The sequence below is a fragment of the Paenibacillus rhizoryzae genome (assembly GCF_059686995.1).
In genome coordinates this window covers 324095-346850 of sequence record NZ_JCAALT010000003.1, presented here as the reverse complement: position 1 = coordinate 346850, position 22756 = coordinate 324095, and the positions used below count along the sequence as shown (strand labels likewise).

Genomic DNA, 22756 nt, shown 5'->3' with positions numbered 1-22756 from the left:
GGGCAATGGTTGTCCTTTACAACACCTTATGAGCAGGGACGACGAATCATGCATAAGCGCCCAGCTAGCTTAGTTTATCGAAAGCTACGCTCTCAAGCAATTGAGTCATGCTGATGTACGGCATATTTACAGCCTCAGCTACCTGCGGATGCGTAACGCGGCCTTTGTACGTGTTCACACCTTTACGAAGCGGCTCGTTCGCCCGCACGGCTTCCTCCAGCCCTTTGCCGGCAAGCTCCAGCGCATACGGCATTGTCACGTTCGTCAAGGCCAGTGTAGAGGTTCTCGGAACGGCTCCGGGCATATTCGCAACGGCATAATGGAGGACGCCATGTTTCTCATAAACCGGATCCTTATGCGTTGTTACGCGGTCGATTGTCGCAATGGTTCCCCCTTGGTCAACGGCAACGTCCACGATGACGGCACCTTTCTTCATCGTCTTCACCATCTCTTCGGTGACCAAGTGCGGTGCTCTGGCACCTGGAATGAGGACCGCTCCGATCAACAGATCCGCTTTCTTCACCGCGCTTGCAATGTTATAGGGGTTCGACATTAATGTACGAATGCGGCCTTCAAACACTTCATCGATATAACGCATCCGATCCGCGCTGCGTTCCAGAATAACGACGCTTGCTCCCATGCCAAGCGCAATACGAGCCGCATTCGTACCCACGATGCCGCCGCCAAGGATAATTACCTCGGCAGGAGGAACGCCCGGTACGCCGCCAAGCAATATCCCGCGTCCGCCGTAGAAGGCTTCCAAGAATTGAGACCCAACCTGCACCGCCATCCTGCCCGCTACCTCGCTCATCGGAGTGAGCAGCGGCAAGCTGCCATTAGGCATCTGAATCGTTTCATAGGCGACTCCCGAGACATCCTTCTCGATGAGTGCCTTTGTGAGTTCAGGCGCAGCGGCTAGGTGCAAGTACGTAAACAGGAGCAGCCCTTCGCGGAAATAGCCAAACTCTTCCGGCAATGGCTCCTTCACCTTCATAATCATTTCTGCTTTCGCCCAGACTTCCTTCGCCGTCGGTAAGATGGCAGCGCCTTCCGCTATATAGGCCTCATCAGTAAAGCTGCTTCCTTCTCCGGCACCGCTTTCGACCACGACCTCATGACCGGCAGCCTTCAACATTCCCGCTCCTGCAGGGGTAAGCGCAACTCGATACTCGCTTGCTTTGATTTCTTTCGGCACGCCGATAATCATATGCATCTCCCTCTCCGTCTCCTTGATTCTTCATATGCAGGCAGAGGACGGGTTGACAGTCCTCCCTGATACTTTCTCTCGCGGAACGGAAAATATGTACCCGTGTATCAGCATCTACCCATGCCCTTGTACGAATGTCTCCATACACTGGAGTATTGGTTCCTGCACCGATTGGAAGTTCAGTCTATCGTCAAAGGAGGAGCATCTTTGCCAAATGTTGAACGGCTGCTGCTCAGCTGCTCAAAAGGCAGATCATCAGGTCATACGACGCGTAAATTAATCGGCTTCAAATCGCAATCCCAATATACGCAATGTCTTAAGGAGCTTGCCAAATACGGCATACGACCGGTTAAGAGCATTCGCCGCAACCGCGTCATCTGCTGTCACGTCGACAGCCGTCGTACCCAGCAGCTGCAATCATTAGCCGAGCATCCGAATGTCAGCTACGTGGAGCCCGATTTCAAGCTCCATGCGCATGGTTTCCCGGTGCAGACCAAAACGAAGAACGCAAAGGTCCGCATCAGCGCAAAAGCTTCCCTCTACATGAGAAAAAACTTGCGAACGCGCGGCGCAGGCAAAGGAACGCTGCACTCGGATTCGTCCTCAGGCAGCGTAGGCTGGAATCACTCGCAAATAGAAGCGAATAAAGTATGGTCGTCCACGAAAGGCAAAGGCGCAGGAATCGCCATTATCGATACAGGCATCGCCAAACATTCTGACCTTCGCATTTACGGGGGCGTCAATACGATGGGCGGTTCGTCTTACAAAGACGACAACGGCCATGGCACCCATGTAGCAGGCATAGCGGCGGCAGCCGGTTCAAACGGCGTGCTGCAAGGCGTAGCACCCCGCGCGAGGCTGTACGCCGTCAAAGCGCTCGATGCGAGCGGCGCAGGTTACGTCTCTGATATCATTAAAGGCATCGACTGGTGTATCTCCAAGAAGATTCCCATCATCAATATGAGCCTTGGTCTCGAAGGGGAAACGAGCAGCGCGCTGAAGGAAGCCGTTCAGCGCGCCAGACAGAACGGCATTATCGTCGTGGCCTCAGCGGGAAACAGCGGAACTAGCACCGGACGAATAGATCAGCCCGCTAGGTACTCGACAGCGATTGCCGTTGCAGCATCTACACGTAAAGGAAAGGTCGCTAATTATAGCAGCCGCGGCTATGGCATCGACGTCACTGCCCCGGGCAGCTATATCAAATCGACATCGCTGGGCGGCGGTTATCAAGTGTTATCCGGCACGAGCATGTCCAGCCCTCATGTGGCCGGCGGCGTTGCGCTATTGAAGTCACTGGATCCCTCGCTCAGTCCCTCGACGATTACGAAGCGGCTGCGCGCTTCAGCCAAGCGAATCTCGAACTACTCCTCCAAAGCGCAGGGCTATGGGATTATGCAGCTTGGAGGGGCAGCAGCTTACTCCTCCTCCGATCAATCGACAGAAGCGGCTTCTCGCAAGTCCAAATCCGGTCACAAGTCAAGAAGGAAGAGACCCTAGAAGCGCACAAAAAACTCCCTTTAACAGTGTTGCTCAGCACTAGTGCTGAGAACACTGCAGAAGGGAGTGTTTAGTTTTCGACCTTGAGTGCGTCGTTCTTCGCTTTGCAATTGACGCATACGCCTTGAAAATCAAGGCGATGGTCAAGAACCATAAAACCGTATTCCCGCTCGAGTCGCTCTTCAAGCGGCCCCAGCCAATCTTCCAATATTTCACTCATGGTTCCACATTGCACGCAGATGAGGTGGTGATGATGATGTTTGTTGTTGTCTGCCCGTAAATCGTACCGCGCAACGCCATCCCCAAAATTCATCTTCTCCACGACATGCAGCTCGCTCAGCAGTTCCAATGTTCGATATACTGTTGCTAATCCGATCTCAGGCGCGATGTCCTTGACGAGCATGAACACGTCTTCCGCGCTAAGATGATCCTCTTCGTTCTCCAGAAGCACACGAACTGTAGCTTCTCGCTGTGGGGTGAGCTTGTACCCCTGCGACTGCAGCTGCTGCTTAATCTTATCAATCCGGGATTCCATGGCTTCCCCCCTCATACCTGACTTGTGCCATAATCACGGAATCGGTTTGCTTTTATTATAGGTGCTCATAACGAACAAAGTCAATTTTTTTTAGAATCATTACAATCCACCGCTGACACCTACGATAAGCGGAGCGGCCCATTTTAGCAGCATCGGAGTGACATAACACTCCACGGCAGCAGCTCCCAGAATGATGATCAGCATCATGACAGCGCTGGATGTGAAAGTGAATAATGGCTGGCTAAGCGTGCCGAAACGGCCTAAGAGCCGGTTCTTAATCACATACAGTCCGAAAGATACAGCCGACACGCTAATGATGAGAAAGGCCGGTACAGCCAGTAAATTTGGCGGGGCGACTGAAGCTAGCGAGAAGATCAGACCTTTCCACGCAAATTGCCGCACCAGTGTACCGATCGCGAAGCCTACCAAGACGCCTTTCAGAAAATCAAGCGCCAGCACAAGCGGCATCCCAACGACAGTCAGACCTAGCACCCAGATGAGGATCAGCCATTTGGCATGGAACCAAGCCCGATCCCAGAACGACTCGCCGCCGCTTTGCAAGACGCCTTCCTGGATATGATGGATGAATTGCTGTACATCCCCCGCCAAATTTTGCTGCTGATCCAGCGTCAATGCATTAACGAGAAGCGCACCGAAAACTACCCCTACGACAAATAATACAGACACGAATACATAAAGCGTCAGCTGATCCTTCATATTCGGCTGAAGCGCGGATGATCGCATGGCATATCCCCCTAAACCCAGATGGTTCAGTGTATGTCCAAGCCCCCGCAGCTATGACGGTCTGCTTACGACTTGCTTGCGACTTTGCCGTAGTTGCCTCCGCCGCCTGCTTGCAGCTTTAAAGAACCAGTACGGGCTTCAGCTATAATCGCTGCCGCCGATTCGCCTGCAATCTCTGCAATCGCCGCCGTCGGTACATCATGAAGAATGTTCATCTCCGTACCAAACTGATCCAGCAGCTTGGACAACGTCTTCGGGCCGATCCCCGGGATAAATTCCAGCGGTACTTGATAAATATAATACGGACGATTTTGCGGCACTACCGGCTCGCTTCGCCCCGCTTTAGCCCCTAGCTCCATAATCCGGTCCAATACACCTCGTACTTGCTTGAGACTGCCGCATTGCAAGCAACGCTCGGCATCCTGCTTGTCCTCCACGAGTGAACCGCAATTCACGCAGTACGTGCGATGATACTTTCCGAGCACCGGATTCAGCCCATAATTGGCCGTTATTGCCCGTCCTTCAGCCCCTTCAAGTGCCAGCTTCAGCTCCCTAAATGACGGCTCTTGAAGGTATAGCTCATTGTACTCACGACCGATCTTCGCTAAGGAATGCGCATCTGAATTCGTCAGAAACGGCAGCGTATCAAGCTCAGGAATAAGCCCTGCCATCTCGCTGTCCGAGCTTAATCCGAGCTCGACGGCATCTACGAGACTCGGATCCAACGTATCGCTTAGCTGATCGGAGCAGCTCCCGAACAAGCTCTTATGCGGCGTGAAAATATGAGCAGGGATGAACAGCCCGCCTCGTCCCTTCACTTCCGCTTGCAGCTCTCGGGATGGCACATATAAACGCTGTGAGCTGAGCTGTACATTGCGCATCGAGCGGGACATCCACTTCGTGAACGATTGCATCTCTGCAAAATCGGGCAGATAGATCAGATGATGTGCCGTGCCGAAACCGGCATCGCGAACCTCAATTTCGGAGCCGAGAAGAATCGTCGTATTCCTGTAGCGAATACCTCCACCGCTAATTTCGGTCATTTCCCCAGAATCAAGTAAGGACTCTATATCTCGCTGAACACCGGGAGAGTGGCAGTCGATCACGCCAAGCAGACCGATTCCTTTGCGAACCGCCGCCTCGTGTGCAATGTTGCGGAAGGTTAGATCCTTGCTGCCGCTGATCTTAACCGGTTCTCCCCGCTCCGTCCGTCCAATATGCAAATGAAGATCGGCAAATACACGGCCCAGCTTCCCTTCTTGTACAGCCGCTTTCACAGTCGTCACCTCTAGATCTCTCCCGTAAGCCTGTAAATATGCCATGCATAGACAGCCAGAATGGTCTTCGCATCGCTGATCCGCTCTTCTTTCATATATTGCTGGGCCTGCTCGAACGTAATCGCTTCTACCGCCAGAAACTCATCCTCATCCGGCGCGCTTTCCCCTTTCACAAGATCCTCTGCAAGATACACGTACAGCTTCTCGTCGGCGAATCCAGGTGACGTATAGAACGCACTTAGCGGACGAAGCTTCCCGGCACGGTAGCCGGTTTCCTCTTCAAGCTCACGCGCTGCCGCAACCATCGGATCTTCGCCGGCATCCAGCTTCCCAGCCGGAATCTCGATCTGGAACTTCTCCATCGGCTTGCGATACTGCTCCACGACCAGCATTTTATCATCGATTAGGGCAAGAACGGCTGCCGCTCCGGGATGTCTCACAATTTCGCGCGTAGCTGTTTTGCCATCAGGCAGCTCGATCGTATCGACCTGCAGCGAAATTATTTTCCCTTCGAAAATCGGTTCAGTCTTGATTGTTTTCTCTCGGAATTGATCGGTTTTCTCTAACATCTCTCATCGGCTCCTTTGAAGGCAATTCGGCAAATCGGCATTTCAGTTGGCATATGTTCTCTAACTCTCTCATATCTATCTATCAGTATAGCAAAAGGGGAGATCAATCATGAAACAATACACGGTAAAAAGCTCGATGGCACTTGTGGGAAAAGCCTGGGAAATCCGTCATCAACTGAAGCTGCTTGCCAAAGCGAGCGCGAAGACAAGCCCGATTAACGGCAAGTCCGGTCGCACGCTTGGTGAATATTTACAGTCGACGCGCTGAACGTCGTAGGACGCATCACGCTCAAACAATAGAAAGGGTTGCCGCCGTAGATCACTCTACAGCCGGCAACCCTTATTCGTATAGGCAAGCTGTTATTCCGTCAGTTCCGCCGCTTGTTCGATAATCGCTACAACCAGCTCAGCCGTTTTCACTAAATCCTCTGCCTTAATTTGTTCATTCGTCGTATGGATATGTTCATAGCCAATCGCAAGGTTCACCGTCGGGACGCCATGCCCGTTGAAAATATTCGCGTCGCTTCCGCCGCCGGAGTGAAACAGCTTCGGTGTTCTGCCGATTTTCTCAATGGCAGCCTTCGCCAGCTCCACAACCGGATCTCCGTCGGTAAAGTTGAACGCCGGATAAATCAGCTTGCTTTCAAACTCCGCCTTTGCGCCGAACTCACCTGCAACCGCAAGGACGGTTTCGCGCATCGACCCGACCTGCTTGTCGAGTTTATCCTGCACAATGCTGCGGGCTTCCGCATCTAGTTTCACGAAATCACAAACGATGTTCGTTGCACCTCCGCCCTCGAAACGTCCGATATTTGCCGTTGTTTCATGATCGATTCTTCCAAGCGACATACGGGAGATCGCTTTGCCTGCCACTTGGATGGCACTGATGCCATCCTCCGGATTAACGCCTGCATGTGCCGATTTACCGTGGATTTTGATCGTAATCTTCGCTTGGGACGGCGCAGCAACGGCAATATCGCCGATCGGACCGTTGGAATCCAGCGCGTAACCGAACTTCGCTTTCAGCTTCTTCGGATCGATCGCTGCCGCGCCTACAAGCCCGCTTTCTTCTCCAACCGTAATAACAAGCTGAATCGGACCATGAGCACGACTCTGTTCCTTGATTACGCGAATGGCTTCGAACATGGCTGCGAGTCCGGCTTTATCGTCGGCTCCAAGGATTGTCGTGCCGTCACTTCTTATGTAGCCGTCTGCATCCAGACGCGGTTTAATTCCTTTTCCCGGCACTACCGTATCCATGTGGGAAGTAAAGAAAATCGTCGGTGCATTCTCGCTGCCGTTTGCTTCAAGCATCGCGAACAGATTGCCTGCCCCGTGCCCCGTAATACTTGCCGCATCGTCTTCTTCTACTGAGAAACCAAGCTCTTTCAGCTTTCCGGTAAGCACGTCGCATATGTCACGCTCATATTTCGTTTCGCTGTCCACCTGGACAAGCGCCATAAATTCATCGATTATTCGTTGGTTATTAATCATCGGCTTTCCTCCGTTCATGGATTTCGTTTACAATAGTCTCATACTTGTACATCTTATTTACGAAAGGAGCATGCTCTCGTGCGTCAGAACCAATTGATGAAAGTGTTCATCTGGCTGCTCATCGCCTCGCTGCTGATCTCCACATTATTGATGGGTATCGGCTGGATCTTCGAATAGTCCGGTTTCTTCTTCCACTTCACAGCCAAACTGTTTGCAGAAATGCGGCAGCAGCTCGCGTGCCGCTTGTTCCACACTTAAGTTAATACCTGTTACGTCGGCAAAAGAAGTTACCGCATATTCCTGGATCCCGCAAGGAATGATGCCTCGAAATCCATCCTGCGCAATGCCTGCTTTAATATTAAGCGCAAAGCCATGGCTCGTCACGAATCCGCGTCGAGTCCTGGCTTTATTAAACTTCACGCCGATCGCCGCAATTTTGGCATCGCCAACCCAAACACCGGTATACTCCGACTTCCGGTTCGTTTCGATTCCATACCCAGCCAGCCAGTCCATGATGGCCTGCTCCAGCTGACGCAAGTAACCGTGCAGATCAAGGCCCGCTCCATCCAAATAAAGCAACGGGTACCCGACAAGCTGACCCGGTCCATGATACGTAATATCCCCGCCGCGGTCAATTTGAAACACGCCGATGCCGCGAGCGGCTAATTCTTCTTCCGAATAGAGCAAATGCTCGGGATGGCGCTGCGAACCGATCGTATAGGTCGGCGGATGCTGAAGAAGGAGCAGCGTTTCACGTCGCTCCTCCTTGTCGATTTGTTTGACGTATGCCTTCTGTAAATCCCATGCTTCGGCATAACCGAGCATGGGCGTATAGTGAACATCGATCGCTTTCGCGTTCGTTGTCATAACATGTAAGCCCCGTTTCAATACAGCTTCGTATCTAGATTGAAGCTTTCCAAATTTTCTTTCACCCGCTGCAAGAAACGTCCGCAAATGACGCCATCGAGAATCCGGTGATCCAGCGACAAACAAATATTGGCCATCGAACGAACCGCAATCATATCATTGATGACGACAGGACGCTTCACGATGGATTCGCAGGTAACGATAGCTGCTTGCGGATAGTTGATGATTGGGTATGACAAGATCGAGCCAAACGACCCCGTATTGTTTACGGTGAACGTTCCGCCTTCCATGTCTGCGAGCGTTAGCTTGCCTTCGCGCGTTTTGCGGGCAAGATCTTCAATCTCCCTGGCGAGGCCGGCAATATTTTTCTGATCCGCGTTTTTGATGACAGGTACTTTAACCGCATCCTCTGTACCCACCGCAAGACCGATATGGATATCGCGCTTCACGATGATTTTGTCAACGGCCCAAACCGAATTCATAATCGGGAAATCTTTGATCGCATTAACGACGGCTTTCACCCAGAATGCGAGATAAGTAAGATTCACGCCTTCACGCTTCTTGAAGTCATCTTTCAATTTGTTGCGCAGGGAGACGAGGTTGGTCACATCCACTTCCATCATCATCCAAGCATGTGGAATTTCAGTAACGCTTTGGCGCATATTACGTGCGATAGCATTGCGGACAGGCGTAACATCGATAAAATATTCGCTTCTGCCCGGCACTTGCTGCCCTTCCACTTCAACACCCGGAATACGAGGCGTTTCAGACAAATGAAGGCCGGAGGAACGAACCTGCTCCCCGCCGCTCTTATTCGACTGCTGTGTTTGCTGAGCGCTGCCTACATGTCCGGCTGCTGTTCCAGTAGCTTTAGCCCCGCGTCCGGACTCCACGAAAGCAAGCACGTCTTTTCGAGTGATTCGTCCGCCAAGCCCTGTTCCTTCTATTCCAGACAAGTTTACATTATGTTCTGCTGCAAGAGACTGAACCGCAGGAGAGTAGCGATGACGCATATGATCATTGCCATCCCCGCCTGCTTCAGCTGCTGCACCTTGAGCACGAACCGCTGCTCGCTCGTTGCCGCGGGCCGGAGCGCCGGACGACGCTGCAAGGGTATTGCTGCTTCCTGCGTGTGACGCAGTCGGAGCAGCAGTACCCGCTCCCTCTTCATCAACCTCGATGAGGCAAAGCGGCGTACCTACAGGCACCGTCTCACCTGCACCGACTAATATTCGGATCAGCGTCCCTTGAATGGTCGCGGGTAGTTCTGCATTTACTTTGTCAGTAAGAATTTCACAGATCGGCTCATACATCTCGATCGAATCGCCAGGCTGCTTCAGCCATTTGTCGATCGTTGCGGAGACAAGCGATTCTGCGAGCTGTGGCATGACGACTTCCGTCAATTTCTTCATTCCGACCACTCCTAAATGTTTTGCGAAGCGACTTCGATCTTAGAATAATGCCAGCTTCTTCATCGCTTCTTTCACTTTATCTTTATTCAGCATAAAGAATTTCTCGCCCGGTGGATTGATCGGCATTGCCGGAACGTCCGGACCGCATAGCCGCATAATTGGAGCATCCAGCTCATAAAGCATCTCTTCTGCTATGATAGCGGACACTTCTGCGCCAATGCCTCCGAATTTGTTATCTTCATGAATGATGAGCACTTTACCGGTACGACGGGCAGCTTCCAGAACGCCTTCTTTGTCAAGCGGCTGGAGTGTCCGCAAGTCGAGCACATGCGTCGACACGCCTTCTTCTGCAAGCTCCTCGGCTGCTTCGAGCACGAAGTGAAGCGGCAGGCTGTAGCTGATGACCGTAATGTCGTCGCCTTCGCGAAGGATGTTTGACTCCCCGATCGGAACGATATAATCGCCTTCCGGAACATCGCCGGTTACAAGCTTGTAGCATTTCTTGTTTTCAAAATAAATAACCGGATCCGGATCGCGAACAGCTGCTTTCAGAAGCCCTTTCGCATCGTATGCCGTATACGGCGCTACGATCTTGAGACCGGGTGTTCCGAAGAATACGGACTCGGGGCACTGGGAATGGTACAGCCCGCCGAAGATACCGCCGCCGATCGGCGCACGGATTACAAGCGGGCATGTCCAGTCATTATTGGAGCGATAACGGATCTTGGCCGCTTCGCTAATAATTTGATTGGTAGCCGGGAACATAAAGTCCGAATATTGCATTTCGGCAATCGGCTTCATGCCATACATGGCCGCGCCGATGGCAGCGCCGACGATTGCGGATTCCGCAAGCGGAGTATCTAGTACACGTTCCTCGCCAAACTGGCCGATAAGCCCTTTCGTCGTCGTGAATACGCCGCCTTTGTGGCCAACGTCTTCTCCGAGCACGAATACATCCTCATCGCGTTCCATTTCCTCTTTCATGGCCAAGCGGATCGCATCGATATAGTCCATTTTCGGCATGTTAGCGTCCTCCTTCGCCATGATGATCATCGGCGTAAACATGTTTCAATATATCTTCAGGCTCTGGGAAAGCTGCTTGATCCCCATAGGAGGTCGCATCGTCCAGAGCCGCTTTAATCTGCTGCATCAAGGCTGCATCCCGCTCTTCATCCCAAATTCCGCTGTCAATCAAATATTGCTTGAACTTCGGCAAGCCGTCTTTGTCGCGATGCGAGTCGACTTCTTCCTTCGTACGGTAAGCAAGATCCTCATCCGATGTGGAATGCGGTGACAAACGGTACATCACGGCTTCTACCAGTGTTGGTCCTTCGCCGTTTGCTGCGCGCTCGCGTGCTTCTTTGACGACGCGATACACTTCCAGCGGGTCGTTGCCATCTACGCTATAGCCAGGGAAACCGTATCCAATGGCACGGTCAGCGATTTTTCCGCCGATTTGCTTATGAAGCGGAACCGAAATCGCATATTGATTGTTTTCGCACATGAAAATAACCGGCAGTTTATGCACTCCGGCAAAGTTTGCACCCTCGTGGAAGTCCCCCTGATTGCTGGAGCCGTCGCCGAAGGTAACAAAGGATACGAAATTTTTCTTCTTCATCTTGGAAGCCAGCGCAAAACCAACGGCATGCGGCACTTGCGTTGTCACAGGGCTTGAGCCCGTAACGATGCGCAGACGCTTCGAACCGAAGTGTCCCGGCATTTGGCGACCGCCGCTATTCGGGTCAGCCGCTTTAGAGAATAGGGAAAGCATAAGCTCGCGCAATGTCATACCTACTGCAAGCACAAATGCGTAGTCGCGATAATAAGGCAGGTAATAATCTTGATTCCGGTCTAACGCAAAGGCTGCGCCAACCTGTGCGGCTTCTTGCCCGATGCCGGATACGTGGAACTTGATTTTGCCTGCCCGTTGAAGCAGCAGACAGCGCTCATCATACCGACGAGCGGTTGTCATTAACGTATACATTTCAATGGCTTGATCGTCCGTTAGCCCAAGCGCAGCATGTTTGGATTGCTGCACGGCAGATTCGGATTGTGTCATGAGGGATGCCCTCCTTTTAGCTGCTATTATAACCAGGTACTAAGACTTGCCTATACCCATTATAACCGACTTTTACCGAAAAAGAAATGCTCCGTCCACTGCTGCGAATTGTGTTGTTGCTTACTATATAAAGATGCAGCTCCGACCTAAAATGCCAATGAATTCCCATTAACTGCCAGCATAGCTTCACCCAGCACTTCGGAAAGCGTAGGATGCGGGTGAATGAGCTGTCCAACTTCCCAAGGAGTCGCATTCAGCAGCATAGCGAGCGATGCCTCAGATAATAAGTCGGTCGCATGCGGCCCGATTAGATGAACGCCAAGTATATCATTCGTCTTCGCATCCGCTATAACTTTCGCAAAACCATCCGTTTCTCCCAGCACATGTGCCTTGCCAATCGCTTGGAACGGAACTTTGCCGACTTTGATATCATGCCCTTGTTTGCGCGCTTCGTCTTCCGTCAGTCCGATGGAAGCCAGCTCCGGTTTGGAATAAATCGCTCTTGGCACCCGCGAGTGATCAGGTGCCTGTTCTTTCCCGCCGAGCATATGATCAACAGCAACAATCGCTTCATGAGCCGCCGCATGTGCCAGCTGCAAGCCTCCGTTCACATCCCCGATCGCATAAATATGAGGTTCATTCGTTTGAAAATACCCGTTCACGCGGATAACGCCTTTCTCGACGCGAACATCCGTATTTTCGAGACCGATCTCTTCGACATTCGCTTGACGGCCAACGGAAACAAGCAGCCGCTCGGCATTCAAGATAACCGGACCATCTGCTGTATCCGCTGTTACGGAGGCTTGTCCATCATTATAGGTATACGTTTCAAGCTTCAATTGAATACCTGTCAAAATACGTACCCCTCTGCGGCGCAGTTGCTTCGTCAGCTCTGCTGATGCTTCAACATCTTCACCCGGCAGTAGCCGCGATGCCGCTTCGATCAACGTAACGTCAACGCCGAAGTCGATGAGCATGGATGCCCACTCTACGCCAATGACGCCGCCGCCGACGATCAAGATGGATTTCGGCAGCTCGTCCATCGTCAGCGCTTCATCGCTCGACATGATCTCGCCTGGCTTTGGTTCCAGACCCGGTAGTGACCGCGGACGCGAGCCCGTCGCAATGATAAGATTCGTCGGTACGATGGTTTCCATTTCGCCATCAGGGAGCTCAATTGCCACGCTGCCGCTCTTCGGCGAGAAGATAGAAGGTCCAATTACTCTGCCGCTGCCCTGCATGACGGTGATGTTATGCTTTCGCATCAAATATTGGAGCCCTTTGTATAGCCCTTCTACCGTACTTTCTTTCCGGCGCTGTACTTTAGGGAAATCAAGTGAAATCGCTCCCTCAGCCACATGAATGCCATATGTATCCGCCTTGCGCATCGTGGTGTATACTTCAGCACTGCGGAGCAGCGCTTTACTAGGTATACAGCCTTTATGTAAACAAGTTCCACCCAGCTTCTCTCTTTCCACGATAATCACTTTCTTCCCTGCTTGTGCCGCTTTGATCGCAGCTGTATATCCTGCAATGCCTCCGCCGATGATGGCCAAATCGCATTGAATCGTCATTCCTGTTGCTCCTCTCCAGATCGTAAAGCCGTTTCATGTCTATTGTACCTTTTTTCAAAGCTCCTTGAAACTGCCACAAGGGATGAAATGGACAGCCTCCCCCGAAAAAGGTATGATTATAGCATCATTGCCGTTGTTTCTGTACAGGAGGATTTATTCGCATGAAGCAGGTTACTATTCGTTTTATTGCCGTTTTACTGCTCGTTATTCCGGGAATCGCCGCAACTTATGGATTTCTTCTCATGAAGGATGCTATCTTTCATTATTTCTCATCCTTCGGCAACGAAGCCGCTGTCCATCATTTTGAGTGGTGGACCTTTATTATTGGCATGGTGCTGTTCCTGCTTGGGGTCGGTTTTATCGGAGGATGGACTTTCTTTCGCGATCGCAAACGCAATTATGTCGCATCCCGTTTTCGCGAGAAACGGCCTCGTCCGCCTCGGCCGGGCGTTTAATCTTAAAGTAGCAGCATGACAACGTGAAAAAGGCGAGCCCTCCGGTGATGGAGATGCTCGCCTTTTTAGGTTAAAGAATCTTATCTACAATCCCGTAAGCCACCGCTTCTTCCGCACTCATGAACCGGTCTCTGTCGGAATCTCGTTCGATCTGTTCTTTCGATTGCCCCGTATGAAGCGCAAGCAGCGTGTTGATTTTCTCCCTCGTCTTCAAGATCCAGCTGGCGTGAATCTGGATATCGGAAGCCTGCCCTCTTGCACCCCCGAGCGGCTGGTGAATCATCACTTCGCTGTTAGGAAGTACGTAACGTTTCCCTTTGGCTCCGCCCGCTAACAGAATCGCGCCGAAGCTCGCCGCAAACCCCGTGCAAATCGTGGATACCTCCGGTTTAATAAACTGCATCGTGTCAAAAATAGAGAAACCCGCCGTTACCGAGCCGCCGGGGCTATTGATATACAGCTGAATGTCTTTATCCGGATCATCAGCAGCAAGAAAGAGCAGCTGGGCCACGACCGCATTAGCCATTTGATCTTCAATTTCGCCGCTTACCATGACAATACGGTCTTTGAGCAGCCTCGAATAGATATCATAGCTGCGCTCTCCCCGATTGGTTGATTCCACAATATAAGGCACTAAACTCATTGCCGGAAACCTCCTCATTCGTTGCCGTTAGGCTGCATACATCATGCTAACGGATGAGCGGTTGCCTTGTGAAATATGAAGCTGACCAATTGCCTGTACCGGATCCATAAGCTGCTCCTCCACGTTAGCTAGCACAACTAACGCCTGAGCATCACCTGCACGAACGGCATGAACATAAGCATAAAGCTGACTGTCCTCGACTTTTCGCTCCGCCAGCTTCGAAACTTGCGCAAGATCCGATTGCTGTTTGAGTTTAGCTATGGCAGCTCTTGCTCTGTACAGAGCTGCTTTTACAGCCCCCTCAGACATGGTAAGCTTAGCGGCCACATCGTGGCCTTTATAGCCGAATACTTCTTTAAGCAGAAAAACTGTCCTCTGCAATGGGGATAAATGATAAATAAGCAGCCGGAGCGCATATTCAAGTTCATGCGATTCGCCGAATAAACGGTCCAGCACCGTTTCTTGCTGTTCCAGCAAGTGTCTGGCTCGTTTCATTCGCCGTGCTTGATCAACCGAGATGTTTTTCGCGATACGCAGCAAATAAGCCGTTGGATTAGGATGTACAAGCGCGCCGTTCATGACCGGCAGCGCCCGTAAACAAGTCTCCTGTACAAGATCCTCCGCATCCCAGGTGGAACGCGTAAGCGACAAGCAGTAGCGGTACAAGGTAAGCCGCATTTCATCGACAGTCGGTTGTATTGTCATCATGGCACCTCCTCATCTGTTAGCGTAGATTCATGACGTAAACGAATGAATGTGTCAAAAAGATACTCCATGTTTAAAATTAATTATGGATTCGATTGCAATTTTTGATGGCGCGCCTCTCGAGTGAAGAGTCCGATGAGCGCAAACAGCGTAAATGCACTGCCGAGCATGATAAACATACTATTCGTTGATACATATTGTATGCCGAACCCGCTGATGCCGGGACCGAGCAAACTGCCGATGCTGAAATGGATAGATGCCGTTACATTCGCGGATGGCAGCAATTCGCGCGGCAGCAAATCTGCTGCGTAGGCAAGGCCAAGTGAGAAGAATGAGCCGATAAATCCGCCAATCATCGCAAGCAGGATGAATAATACCGCTACATGATCGCCTGCAAGCGGAACAGAGAGAAACATCAGGCCAGCAATACAAGCACATCCCATCAGAACCGGCTTACGACCAATTCGGTCACTAAGCATCCCGAGCGGGAACATGAGCAGCAAACTGCCTACGCCCAAAGCCGGAAGCAGTAATGAGATCGATGCTTGACTTAGATGAATACGCAATCCATACAATGGAAAATTACTGTTCATCGTCGCTTCCATCAAACCGTACAAAATTGCCGGCAGCAGCGCAAACCATGCAATGCGGTACACCCTAGCGTATCGGTTCGACGAAGAATTGGCAAGCTTTGCCGAATGCTCCGGATATTCCGGATGAAGCGTTCTGACAAACAGTAGAATGAGCACGAACAGAACCGTATTCAAACAAAATGGTACCCAATCCGCAATGGACAATAAATTGATGCCGGTTGGTCCTAAGCTAAACCCGATTCCGTAAGCCATTCCGTAAAGCGATATATAACGGCCTCTGCTCTCTGCAGGGCTGCTGCTTACGATCCAGAGCTGCGTGCAATAATGAAGGGCACTGTCACCGACGCCAACGATAATGCGAAGCACAAACCATACCCAAATCGACGTGAGAAAAGGAAACAGCAGCGTGCCGATTGCAGCGAGTATAATGCCGATAATGATGCCTTTCTTATAACCCATGCTGCGAATCGGCTTCTCGATAAAGAACATCGTGCTGAATGTTCCGATATATAACGCCATGGAATTAATCCCATTTACATCCGACGATACGCCTTGCCGGTCCAGCAAAATTGACAGAAGTGGCAGAATCAACCCTTGATTGAAACCCGAGACAAGTGTGACTGATAACAAAATAAATAATCGCTTCCGTGAAGGAGCAGCAGTTAATTCTATAGGTGACAAAACAATCCTCCTGCATGTATTCCTCTGACATGTTTAAATCAAACCAAGAAAAACGCCACATTCGCAGCTTGCACGAAAGTGGCGCTTATCATGTATTCATAATCATTACCATCATTTCGGGGGCTCTCAGGAAACCTTATGCTCGATCCGCAGCTTGTCGGCTACCATCGCGATAAACTCGCTGTTTGTCGGCTTCGATTTACTGATATTAATTGTATAGCCGAAGAGGTGACTGATGCTGTCAATATTGCCGCGCGTCCATGCTACTTCGATAGCATGACGGATAGCACGTTCAACACGCGAAGGCGTCGTCTTAAACTTCTCGGCAATCGCAGGATAAAGCGTCTTTGTAATCGCACCAAGAATTTCAATATTGTTGTACACCATCGTAATGGCTTCACGCAAATATTGATACCCTTTAATATGTGCAGGCACTCCGATTTCATGAATAATGCTCGTAATGTTTGCATCCAGGTTTTTACCTTTTGCAATCGGTACAACATTGGATTTATTCGAAATGGATGAAGAAGCGGATGACGAATATGATGATGAAATGACGGTTGGATTTCCAACCAATTGGCGAATGCGGTTCGCAAGTATTTCCATGTCAAATGGCTTCAATATGTAGTAAGATGCGCCAAGCTGTACAGCCTTTTGCGTAATATTCTCTTGACCAAATGCTGTTAGCATAATGATTTTGGGCATTTGCGGCAAATTCATTTCACGAAGCCGTTCCAACACGCCAAGACCATCAAGATGCGGCATAATAATATCCAAAATCAGAACATCCGGTACTTCCCGCGTTTCTTCCAATAAGCGAAGCACTTCCTCGCCGTTATAGGCGACACCGGTAACGACCATATCGTTTTGTTCAGAAATATACTCGGACAACAAATTTGTAAATTCCCGATTGTCATCAGCCAACAACACTTCAATTCTTTGCAAGGTAAAGTCCTCCTTAGACTAGTAATTCACTCTATTGTCGTTAACGCTTAAAAGCCCTCTGTGCGTATCTTAGCTTGTCTAACTAACATTTTCGACATGACCAATGAAATTCCTTCTGTCGAATAATATTTTTCTTTATTATTAAATTGATCTGATTTATAATGGATAATTTACTACAACATTTATCAGAATTCGCACTAATTCGACAAAAAAATAAAAATCTTAAGGTGGCTAGGCCGCCTTAAGATTTAAGCTTGCTGGTTTGAGAAGAACGCCCGCATCTTGCAGCATCCACTCGATAAAGCAGCCATACCCCGATGTAGGATCATTAACAAATACATGAGTAACCGCACCGATCAGCTTGCCATCTTGAATAATTGGACTGCCGCTCATCCCCTGCACAATGCCGCCTGTTTGTTCCAGCAAACGCTTGTCCGTAATTTTGATAACCATACCCTTCGTTGCCGGTGATTGCTGCCTTGTGACATGAACGATCTCTACATTAAAACGTTCCACCTTCTGACCATTTACAACAGTGAGCAATTGAGCCGGACCTTCCTTCACTTCTTCTGCAAATGCAACAGGAAGCGACTGCTGATTGTAGCTATGTGACGGCAGTTCCTTCATTTTGCCGAAGATGCCAAACGACGTATTGCGCTCAATATTGCCAAGCACTTTACTTTCTTTAATGAAATGTGCTCTTTTTTCCCCGGGTTCGCCATTTTGGCTCTTGTTGATGGACGTCACATTGGACTGCAAAATCTGACCTTCACCAACTTCAATCGGAGTTTGAGTATCCATATCGGTAATGACATGTCCGAGTGCACCGTAAACGCCTTGATCCGGAGCATAGAAAGTTAATGTCCCAACACCTGCAGCAGAATCTCGAATGTACAGTCCTAACCGCCATGCACGGTCCTCCGAGTCAAATACAGGCGAAAGCTTCGTTTCAAATAAACGTGTTCCGCGTTTAACCGTTAATTGCAGCGCCTGTTTCGCGTCGCCCGCTTCTTCTGCCATCTGGGCAACTTTATGCACCTCGTTAATGTACTTCCCATTAATTCGGATAATAAGATCGCCAAGCTGTAAATTCGCTTGTTCGCCGGGCGATACCCGAGCGCCTTTTGCATCAGTAACCTGATGATGGCCTACAACCATAATACCGGCTGATTTCACTTTGACGCCGATGGTTTGTCCACCGGGAATGACACGTAAATCAGGTACAACATTTACTTTGACAGTCTTAAACGGAATTTTTCCAAATAATTTCAATTTCATTGTAGTCTTTCCGCTGTGTGACGACTGAATGGAGAGCGGTTTGTTCAAATTGATGGACAGTGAACGGTCAGATGAACCGTTGACTTGCAGCATGTGCGGATCAACGGTAACTTGAGCATGTACAGGCATACCATAGTCTAATTGCTTCAACTGGCCGGAGAACAAACGAACTTCGTTCGGAAATGCGGCGAAATGTTGAATTGGAGAGGATAGACCAAGCATGCAAACGATGATAACGAGAAGTAAACCCAGCCACCGCTTCCGCTGATTGGCATTCAATGACTTCACGCTCCCTGTTGCAAAATCGCTTGACGAGAAAGGTGGTTCGCCATTTGCGTACCTTTAAGGTATCCCCGCCCCAACAGTTTTATGTCGCCAAAAACATTCCCTGATTGCCTTCCATTACGCTCCCTTTTGTCTATCTGCCAAGTCAAGCATTTCTTGTGCATGATGGCGGGTTTTTTCCGTGACTTCCACGCCACCCAGCATTCGGGCAAGTTCCTCGATGCGCGTCGACGAACCAAGCTCGGTTACCATTGTTGATGTCCGTTCCGCAATAATCGTTTTCTTGATTTCATAATGATGATCCGCCATACAAGCAACCTGAGGCAGATGAGTGATGGAGAACACCTGACAATGCGTTGACAGTCTCGACATCTTCTCGGCAATAGCTTGAGCGGCACGACCGCTAACGCCCGTGTCCACCTCGTCAAAAACAAGCACGGGCACTTCATCTATAGATGCAAAAATGGTTTTGAGTGCAAGCATAATACGCGACATTTCACCGCCGGAGGCAATTTTGCTGATTGGTTTCAACGGTTCGCCCGGATTCGGTGCAATTAGGAATGCTGCTTCGTCGATTCCGTTTGCGTGCAGCTTGTAGGAATCGCCATCTTTAGTTTGCTGCAGCTGAACATGGAACGTTGTACGTTCCATCTGTAGTTGACGCAGCTCGCTCTCAATCGCTCCCGACAGCTTATCAGCGGCTTCCCTGCGGTATACGGAAAGTGTGTTGCCAAGGACAACAGCTTCTGCGAACAAACGGGACTGCTCTGCTTGTAGACGCGCCAAATGCTCGTCCCGATTCTCGATCTTATCTGCTTCCGATTTGATTCCGCTCAAATAGGACAAAATATCAGGGATTGTTTCCCCGTACTTCCGTTTCAAGCTGTGAATCAAATCAAGGCGATCTTCAATATGCGTTAATCGTTCCGGGTCAGATTCAACAGAATCACGGTAATCCCTTAGCTGGAAAGCCGCATCTTCAAGCTGATAAAAAGCCGATTGCAGCTGCTCGAGCAGCGGCTCCAGAATCGCTGGGTCATATTCCCGAATGTCCGATACCCGGCTGACGGCACGGCTAATGGCATCTAAACCTTTATTGCCATGCAGCAGTGCATACGCTTCGGAAGCTGAATCTCTGCGTTTGACCGCATACATGAGTTTCTGTTTTTCTTCCGCCATTGCTTCGTCTTCCCCTGCCTTCAACCGGGCAGATGCGATCTCTTCGATTTGAAAGCGGAATAAGTCCAGCATCTGCATATTCTGACGCGAAGTATCCTCCAGCTCTTTAAGCTGAATGCGTACTTTCTCATATTCTCTGTAAATAGCTCGATATGCATTCAAAGTTTCAGCAACGGTTTCTCCAGCATATAAATCCAGCCATTCCAAATGCTTCTCCGTACGAAGGAGAGATTGATGCTCATGCTGACCGTGAATATTGACTAAACATTCCCCGGTTTCACGAAGCATCGATAAAGTTACGATATGTCCATTGACGCGGCTGATGCTCTTGCCTTGGGAGGAGAGCTCCCGTCTAATGACGAGCCCTTCTTCAGGCGTAACATGGATGCCGAAGGTTTTCAGCGTGTACCAAACCGGATGCGAAGCCGGAAGCTCGAACATAGCTTCAATTTCAGCTTTGTCACAGCCATACCTGACCATGTCTGATGCGCCTCTTCCTCCGACCACAAGGCTCAGCGCATCGATTAGAATGGATTTCCCCGCTCCGGTTTCGCCCGTTAATACATGAAACCCATCGTGGAATTTCACCGAAACATACTCAATAACAGCCAAATTACGTATAGACAGCTCGCTTAGCATTGTTGCTCTCCTCCTTAAAGATTCTCCGCACCCATTGATATATTTGCTTTCATTGCGTCTTTAATTCATCAAACCGAGCAGTCGTTCTACAATTTCCCCGCTCTGTGGTTTCGTCCGGCAAATCAACAGAATCGTATCATCCCCGCAGATCGTCCCCATAACCTCAGACCATTCCATATTGTCGATCATGGCTCCAATCGCGTTCGCCGTACCCGGTAAACACTTCATCACAACCAGATTATCCGTGTAGTCAATATGCAGAAAGTGATCGGACAACGTCCGCTTCAGCTTGTGAATGGAATTGGATCTAGTCTCCTGAGGCAGCGAGTATTTGTAGCGTCCATCCTCGATAGGAACCTTGATCAGCTGCATTTCCTTAATATCCCTTGAGATTGTCGCTTGCGTGACCTGTAAGCCTTCCGATCGCAACGTATCGACCAGCTCGTCCTGCGTCTCCACGATTTGACTTGTGATCAGTTCACGTATTTTCATTTGTCTTACACTCTTCATAATATCCTCCTGTAGGATCAAGATTTTGAATTCATGAATCGAATTCGATCTTGAGCCATTCAATAGTTAGGAACCGAATCGAAATGTGATCGTGCGAATGGTAAGCTCCTTATGATCTACAAACAGGATCCCTTCGCACTCAGGCAGCAGCAGCGCGTAGACAAGCAATCGATCTCGAACGCCACTGCCTGTCCAATCAATCGGCATCCGTTCGCGCGCTGTTTTTACAATATAATGTTTGCCATCTTTCTCTGCAAATAAATCGATAAATAATCGGCTCTGCAAAGTAGTGCCATCTAAGTCAATCGTAATCGGAACTCGGTACTTGCCATGCGTAACCTCATAGCCTGCTTTCTCCAGAAACTGCACGTTAATATCATCATCGTGCACATCCTCGGCATCGCTTAGAAGAAGCTTCGTATTCATTCCAGGCGGTTCGTGAAGCCAGCGGTAAAACATGCGATAAAGCCAGAACAAGATCAACCCGCCGGCAACAAACATAACCAGCCAGTCCCCGTAGTTTCCCATCAGGATCCCTCCAGCACCATGATTAGGCATACCCTATTCATTTCGCTTCTCCAGATGCTTTTCCTCTAACAAGAGGACGCCATATGCCAGAGGTTTCGGCCTAATACCGAACGTTTGTTTGGTTTCGTTCCTAGTGTACCAAATAATGTCCATCCTGCAAAGAGGGGCCGCCTAAAAAAACATAAAAAGCCCTTCAACACGGCCGCAGCCATGAAGAAAGGCTTTCATTCGTTACCCTTTACCCTCTAGCGAGAATGTTCCTGCAGCTTCTTTCACTACAGCCGCAATCGCTTCTTCACCCGGAGGCTCTGACTGACTACCCGGTTCCCACCGCCAATAAGCCAGAAATTCAATATTCCCTTCTCCCCCGGTAATTGGAGAGAACGTGAGCTGATCCAGCACATAACCTTCCGAAGCTGCCATGCTTAGCACTTGCCCAAGCACTTCCCGATGTACAGCAGACTCCCGTACGACACCGGTTTTAGGTACCTTCTCACGGCCTGCTTCGAATTGCGGTTTAATCAACGCTACAATTCCCGCACCTTGCTTAAGCAGCGTGCCAAGCGTAGGCAGTATGAGCTTCAGCGAGATGAAGGAGACGTCGATTGTCGCAAATGTCGGCTGCGGCCCCTTCAAATCTTCCGGCACGGTATATCTGAAATTGGTACGCTCCATCACATTGACGCGTTCATCCTGGCGCAGCGACCAGTCTAATTGGTTGTAGCCTACATCAATGGCATATACATATGCCGCCCCGTTCTGCAGCGCACAGTCGGTAAACCCGCCGGTGGAAGCTCCGATATCCAGCATGACCGCTCCATCCAGCTGAAGCTGGAATTGCTTGATCGCCTTCTCCAGCTTCAATCCTCCGCGGCTGACATACGGATGGAGAGCTCCTTTTACGACTATGGAGGCTGATCTTGGCACTTTCATGCCGCTCTTCTCGATCCGCTCACCGTCGACGATAACGAGTCCTGCCATCAGTGCCGCCTTCGCCTTCACGCGGCTGTCATAGAAGCCTTGCTCGACTAACAAAATATCAATTCGTTCTTTCGCAATCGTCATCGGTGTCTCCCG

At 50.1% G+C, this 22756-nt stretch carries 24 protein-coding genes; 4 read left to right on the top strand and 20 right to left on the bottom strand.

Annotated features, from left to right (window positions below):
- Positions 1-64 precede the first annotated feature (64 nt).
- On the bottom strand, positions 65-1207 hold the full coding sequence (ald, locus tag AC6ESO_RS10465; protein ID WP_497091625.1) for an alanine dehydrogenase: 1143 nt from the start codon (positions 1205-1207) through the stop codon (positions 65-67).
- A gap of 207 nt (positions 1208-1414) precedes the next feature.
- Between ald and AC6ESO_RS10460 the strand changes: the two genes are divergently transcribed.
- A complete protein-coding gene (locus AC6ESO_RS10460; protein WP_497091301.1) occupies positions 1415-2707 on the top strand; it encodes a S8 family peptidase in 1293 nt (430 codons plus the stop codon).
- Positions 2708-2777: 70 nt separating this feature from the next.
- On the opposite strand, the gene fur is transcribed toward AC6ESO_RS10460, so the two are convergent.
- From fur to AC6ESO_RS10440, 4 genes are all read right to left on the bottom strand, one after another.
- On the bottom strand, positions 2778-3242 hold the full coding sequence (fur, locus tag AC6ESO_RS10455) for a ferric iron uptake transcriptional regulator (protein WP_497091300.1): 465 nt from the start codon (positions 3240-3242) through the stop codon (positions 2778-2780).
- Positions 3243-3341: 99 nt separating this feature from the next.
- Entirely contained in the window at positions 3342-3986 is a 645-nt protein-coding gene (gene spoIIM, locus AC6ESO_RS10450; RefSeq protein ID WP_497091299.1) for a stage II sporulation protein M, read from the bottom strand.
- A gap of 65 nt (positions 3987-4051) precedes the next feature.
- Positions 4052-5272: an endonuclease Q family protein gene (locus AC6ESO_RS10445; RefSeq protein ID WP_497091298.1), complete on the bottom strand. Its 1221-nt coding sequence runs from the start codon at positions 5270-5272 to the stop codon at positions 4052-4054.
- 2 nt (positions 5273-5274) lie between these two features.
- On the bottom strand, positions 5275-5832 hold the full coding sequence (locus AC6ESO_RS10440; protein WP_497091297.1) for an NUDIX hydrolase: 558 nt from the start codon (positions 5830-5832) through the stop codon (positions 5275-5277).
- Between the two features lie 109 nt (positions 5833-5941).
- Here AC6ESO_RS10440 and mciZ point away from each other — a divergent pair, with 109 nt between their 5' ends.
- Complete coding sequence (gene mciZ / locus AC6ESO_RS10435) at positions 5942-6100, top strand: Z-ring formation inhibitor MciZ (protein WP_497091296.1); 159 nt, start codon at positions 5942-5944, stop codon at positions 6098-6100.
- Between the two features lie 92 nt (positions 6101-6192).
- Here the strand turns inward: mciZ and AC6ESO_RS10430 are convergent, their stop codons facing one another.
- Positions 6193-7326: a M20/M25/M40 family metallo-hydrolase gene (locus AC6ESO_RS10430; protein WP_497091295.1), complete on the bottom strand. Its 1134-nt coding sequence runs from the start codon at positions 7324-7326 to the stop codon at positions 6193-6195.
- Between the two features lie 78 nt (positions 7327-7404).
- Here AC6ESO_RS10430 and prli42 point away from each other — a divergent pair, with 78 nt between their 5' ends.
- A complete protein-coding gene (gene prli42 / locus AC6ESO_RS10425) occupies positions 7405-7503 on the top strand; it encodes a stressosome-associated protein Prli42 (RefSeq protein ID WP_494818884.1) in 99 nt (32 codons plus the stop codon).
- On the opposite strand, the gene lipB is transcribed toward prli42, so the two are convergent.
- From lipB to lpdA, 5 genes are all read right to left on the bottom strand, one after another.
- Positions 7471-8193, bottom strand: a complete 723-nt coding sequence (gene lipB, locus AC6ESO_RS10420; RefSeq protein WP_497091294.1) for a lipoyl(octanoyl) transferase LipB — start codon at positions 8191-8193, stop codon at positions 7471-7473. The genes prli42 and lipB overlap by 33 nt on opposite strands.
- Before the next feature lie 17 nt (positions 8194-8210).
- Positions 8211-9605, bottom strand: coding sequence for a dihydrolipoamide acetyltransferase family protein (locus tag AC6ESO_RS10415; RefSeq protein WP_497091293.1), 1395 nt, complete (start codon positions 9603-9605; stop codon positions 8211-8213).
- A gap of 39 nt (positions 9606-9644) precedes the next feature.
- The gene (locus AC6ESO_RS10410; protein ID WP_497091292.1) at positions 9645-10628 is read right to left on the bottom strand and encodes an alpha-ketoacid dehydrogenase subunit beta; all 984 of its coding nucleotides are present in this window, start codon (positions 10626-10628) and stop codon (positions 9645-9647) included.
- Between the two features lies 1 nt (position 10629).
- On the bottom strand, positions 10630-11664 hold the full coding sequence (locus AC6ESO_RS10405) for a thiamine pyrophosphate-dependent dehydrogenase E1 component subunit alpha (RefSeq protein WP_497091291.1): 1035 nt from the start codon (positions 11662-11664) through the stop codon (positions 10630-10632).
- A 146-nt stretch (positions 11665-11810) separates the two neighbouring features.
- Positions 11811-13238, bottom strand: a complete 1428-nt coding sequence (gene lpdA, locus AC6ESO_RS10400; protein ID WP_497091290.1) for a dihydrolipoyl dehydrogenase — start codon at positions 13236-13238, stop codon at positions 11811-11813.
- 161 nt (positions 13239-13399) lie between these two features.
- Here lpdA and AC6ESO_RS10395 point away from each other — a divergent pair, with 161 nt between their 5' ends.
- Positions 13400-13693: a DUF2627 domain-containing protein gene (locus tag AC6ESO_RS10395; RefSeq protein WP_497091289.1), complete on the top strand. Its 294-nt coding sequence runs from the start codon at positions 13400-13402 to the stop codon at positions 13691-13693.
- 70 nt (positions 13694-13763) lie between these two features.
- Here AC6ESO_RS10395 and clpP read toward each other — a convergent pair whose 3' ends face one another.
- From clpP to AC6ESO_RS10350, 9 genes are all read right to left on the bottom strand, one after another.
- Positions 13764-14336 carry an ATP-dependent Clp endopeptidase proteolytic subunit ClpP gene (clpP, locus tag AC6ESO_RS10390; RefSeq protein WP_494818877.1) on the bottom strand — a complete coding sequence of 191 codons (573 nt, stop codon included), beginning with the start codon at positions 14334-14336 and terminating at the stop codon, positions 13764-13766.
- Between the two features lie 27 nt (positions 14337-14363).
- Positions 14364-15044, bottom strand: a complete 681-nt coding sequence (locus AC6ESO_RS10385; protein ID WP_497091288.1) for an RNA polymerase sigma factor — start codon at positions 15042-15044, stop codon at positions 14364-14366.
- Between the two features lie 80 nt (positions 15045-15124).
- Positions 15125-16315 (bottom strand): MFS transporter, encoded by a 1191-nt coding sequence (locus tag AC6ESO_RS10380; RefSeq protein WP_497091287.1) that lies wholly within the window; start codon positions 16313-16315, stop codon positions 15125-15127.
- Positions 16316-16441: 126 nt separating this feature from the next.
- Positions 16442-17260 carry a sporulation transcription factor Spo0A gene (gene spo0A / locus AC6ESO_RS10375; protein WP_475779326.1) on the bottom strand — a complete coding sequence of 273 codons (819 nt, stop codon included), beginning with the start codon at positions 17258-17260 and terminating at the stop codon, positions 16442-16444.
- Between the two features lie 231 nt (positions 17261-17491).
- On the bottom strand, positions 17492-18817 hold the full coding sequence (gene spoIVB / locus AC6ESO_RS10370) for a SpoIVB peptidase (RefSeq protein ID WP_494818874.1): 1326 nt from the start codon (positions 18815-18817) through the stop codon (positions 17492-17494).
- Between the two features lie 123 nt (positions 18818-18940).
- Positions 18941-20641 carry a DNA repair protein RecN gene (gene recN / locus AC6ESO_RS10365; protein WP_497091286.1) on the bottom strand — a complete coding sequence of 567 codons (1701 nt, stop codon included), beginning with the start codon at positions 20639-20641 and terminating at the stop codon, positions 18941-18943.
- Between the two features lie 60 nt (positions 20642-20701).
- A complete protein-coding gene (gene ahrC / locus AC6ESO_RS10360; RefSeq protein ID WP_494818872.1) occupies positions 20702-21151 on the bottom strand; it encodes a transcriptional regulator AhrC/ArgR in 450 nt (149 codons plus the stop codon).
- 66 nt (positions 21152-21217) lie between these two features.
- Positions 21218-21679, bottom strand: a complete 462-nt coding sequence (locus tag AC6ESO_RS10355; RefSeq protein WP_497091285.1) for a hypothetical protein — start codon at positions 21677-21679, stop codon at positions 21218-21220.
- 231 nt (positions 21680-21910) lie between these two features.
- Positions 21911-22744 carry a TlyA family RNA methyltransferase gene (locus AC6ESO_RS10350; RefSeq protein ID WP_497091284.1) on the bottom strand — a complete coding sequence of 278 codons (834 nt, stop codon included), beginning with the start codon at positions 22742-22744 and terminating at the stop codon, positions 21911-21913.
- Positions 22745-22756: the final 12 nt, after the last annotated feature.

Excerpts from the sequence above, each read along its gene's own strand:
- AC6ESO_RS10415 (WP_497091293.1), bottom strand. The coding sequence starts at position 9,605 with ATGAAGAAATTGACGGAAGTCGTCATGCCACAGCTCGCAGAATCGCTT.
- lipB (WP_497091294.1), bottom strand. The coding sequence starts at position 8,193 with ATGACAACGAACGCGAAAGCGATCGATGTTCACTATACGCCCATGCTC.
- AC6ESO_RS10440 (WP_497091297.1), bottom strand. The coding sequence starts at position 5,832 with ATGTTAGAGAAAACCGATCAATTCCGAGAGAAAACAATCAAGACTGAA.
- lpdA (WP_497091290.1), bottom strand. The coding sequence starts at position 13,238 with ATGACGATTCAATGCGATTTGGCCATCATCGGCGGAGGCATTGCAGGA.
- fur (WP_497091300.1), bottom strand. The coding sequence starts at position 3,242 with ATGGAATCCCGGATTGATAAGATTAAGCAGCAGCTGCAGTCGCAGGGG.
- AC6ESO_RS10385 (WP_497091288.1), bottom strand. The coding sequence starts at position 15,044 with ATGATGACAATACAACCGACTGTCGATGAAATGCGGCTTACCTTGTAC.
- ald (WP_497091625.1), bottom strand. The coding sequence starts at position 1,207 with ATGATTATCGGCGTGCCGAAAGAAATCAAAGCAAGCGAGTATCGAGTT.
- spoIIM (WP_497091299.1), bottom strand. The coding sequence starts at position 3,986 with ATGCGATCATCCGCGCTTCAGCCGAATATGAAGGATCAGCTGACGCTT.
- AC6ESO_RS10410 (WP_497091292.1), bottom strand. The coding sequence starts at position 10,628 with ATGCCGAAAATGGACTATATCGATGCGATCCGCTTGGCCATGAAAGAG.
- AC6ESO_RS10405 (WP_497091291.1), bottom strand. The coding sequence starts at position 11,664 with ATGACACAATCCGAATCTGCCGTGCAGCAATCCAAACATGCTGCGCTT.
- recN (WP_497091286.1), bottom strand. The coding sequence starts at position 20,641 with ATGCTAAGCGAGCTGTCTATACGTAATTTGGCTGTTATTGAGTATGTT.
- AC6ESO_RS10350 (WP_497091284.1), bottom strand. The coding sequence starts at position 22,744 with ATGACGATTGCGAAAGAACGAATTGATATTTTGTTAGTCGAGCAAGGC.
- mciZ (WP_497091296.1), top strand. The coding sequence starts at position 5,942 with ATGAAACAATACACGGTAAAAAGCTCGATGGCACTTGTGGGAAAAGCC.
- AC6ESO_RS10430 (WP_497091295.1), bottom strand. The coding sequence starts at position 7,326 with ATGATTAATAACCAACGAATAATCGATGAATTTATGGCGCTTGTCCAG.
- clpP (WP_494818877.1), bottom strand. The coding sequence starts at position 14,336 with ATGAGTTTAGTGCCTTATATTGTGGAATCAACCAATCGGGGAGAGCGC.
- AC6ESO_RS10395 (WP_497091289.1), top strand. The coding sequence starts at position 13,400 with ATGAAGCAGGTTACTATTCGTTTTATTGCCGTTTTACTGCTCGTTATT.
- ahrC (WP_494818872.1), bottom strand. The coding sequence starts at position 21,151 with ATGAAGAGTGTAAGACAAATGAAAATACGTGAACTGATCACAAGTCAA.
- AC6ESO_RS10355 (WP_497091285.1), bottom strand. The coding sequence starts at position 21,679 with ATGGGAAACTACGGGGACTGGCTGGTTATGTTTGTTGCCGGCGGGTTG.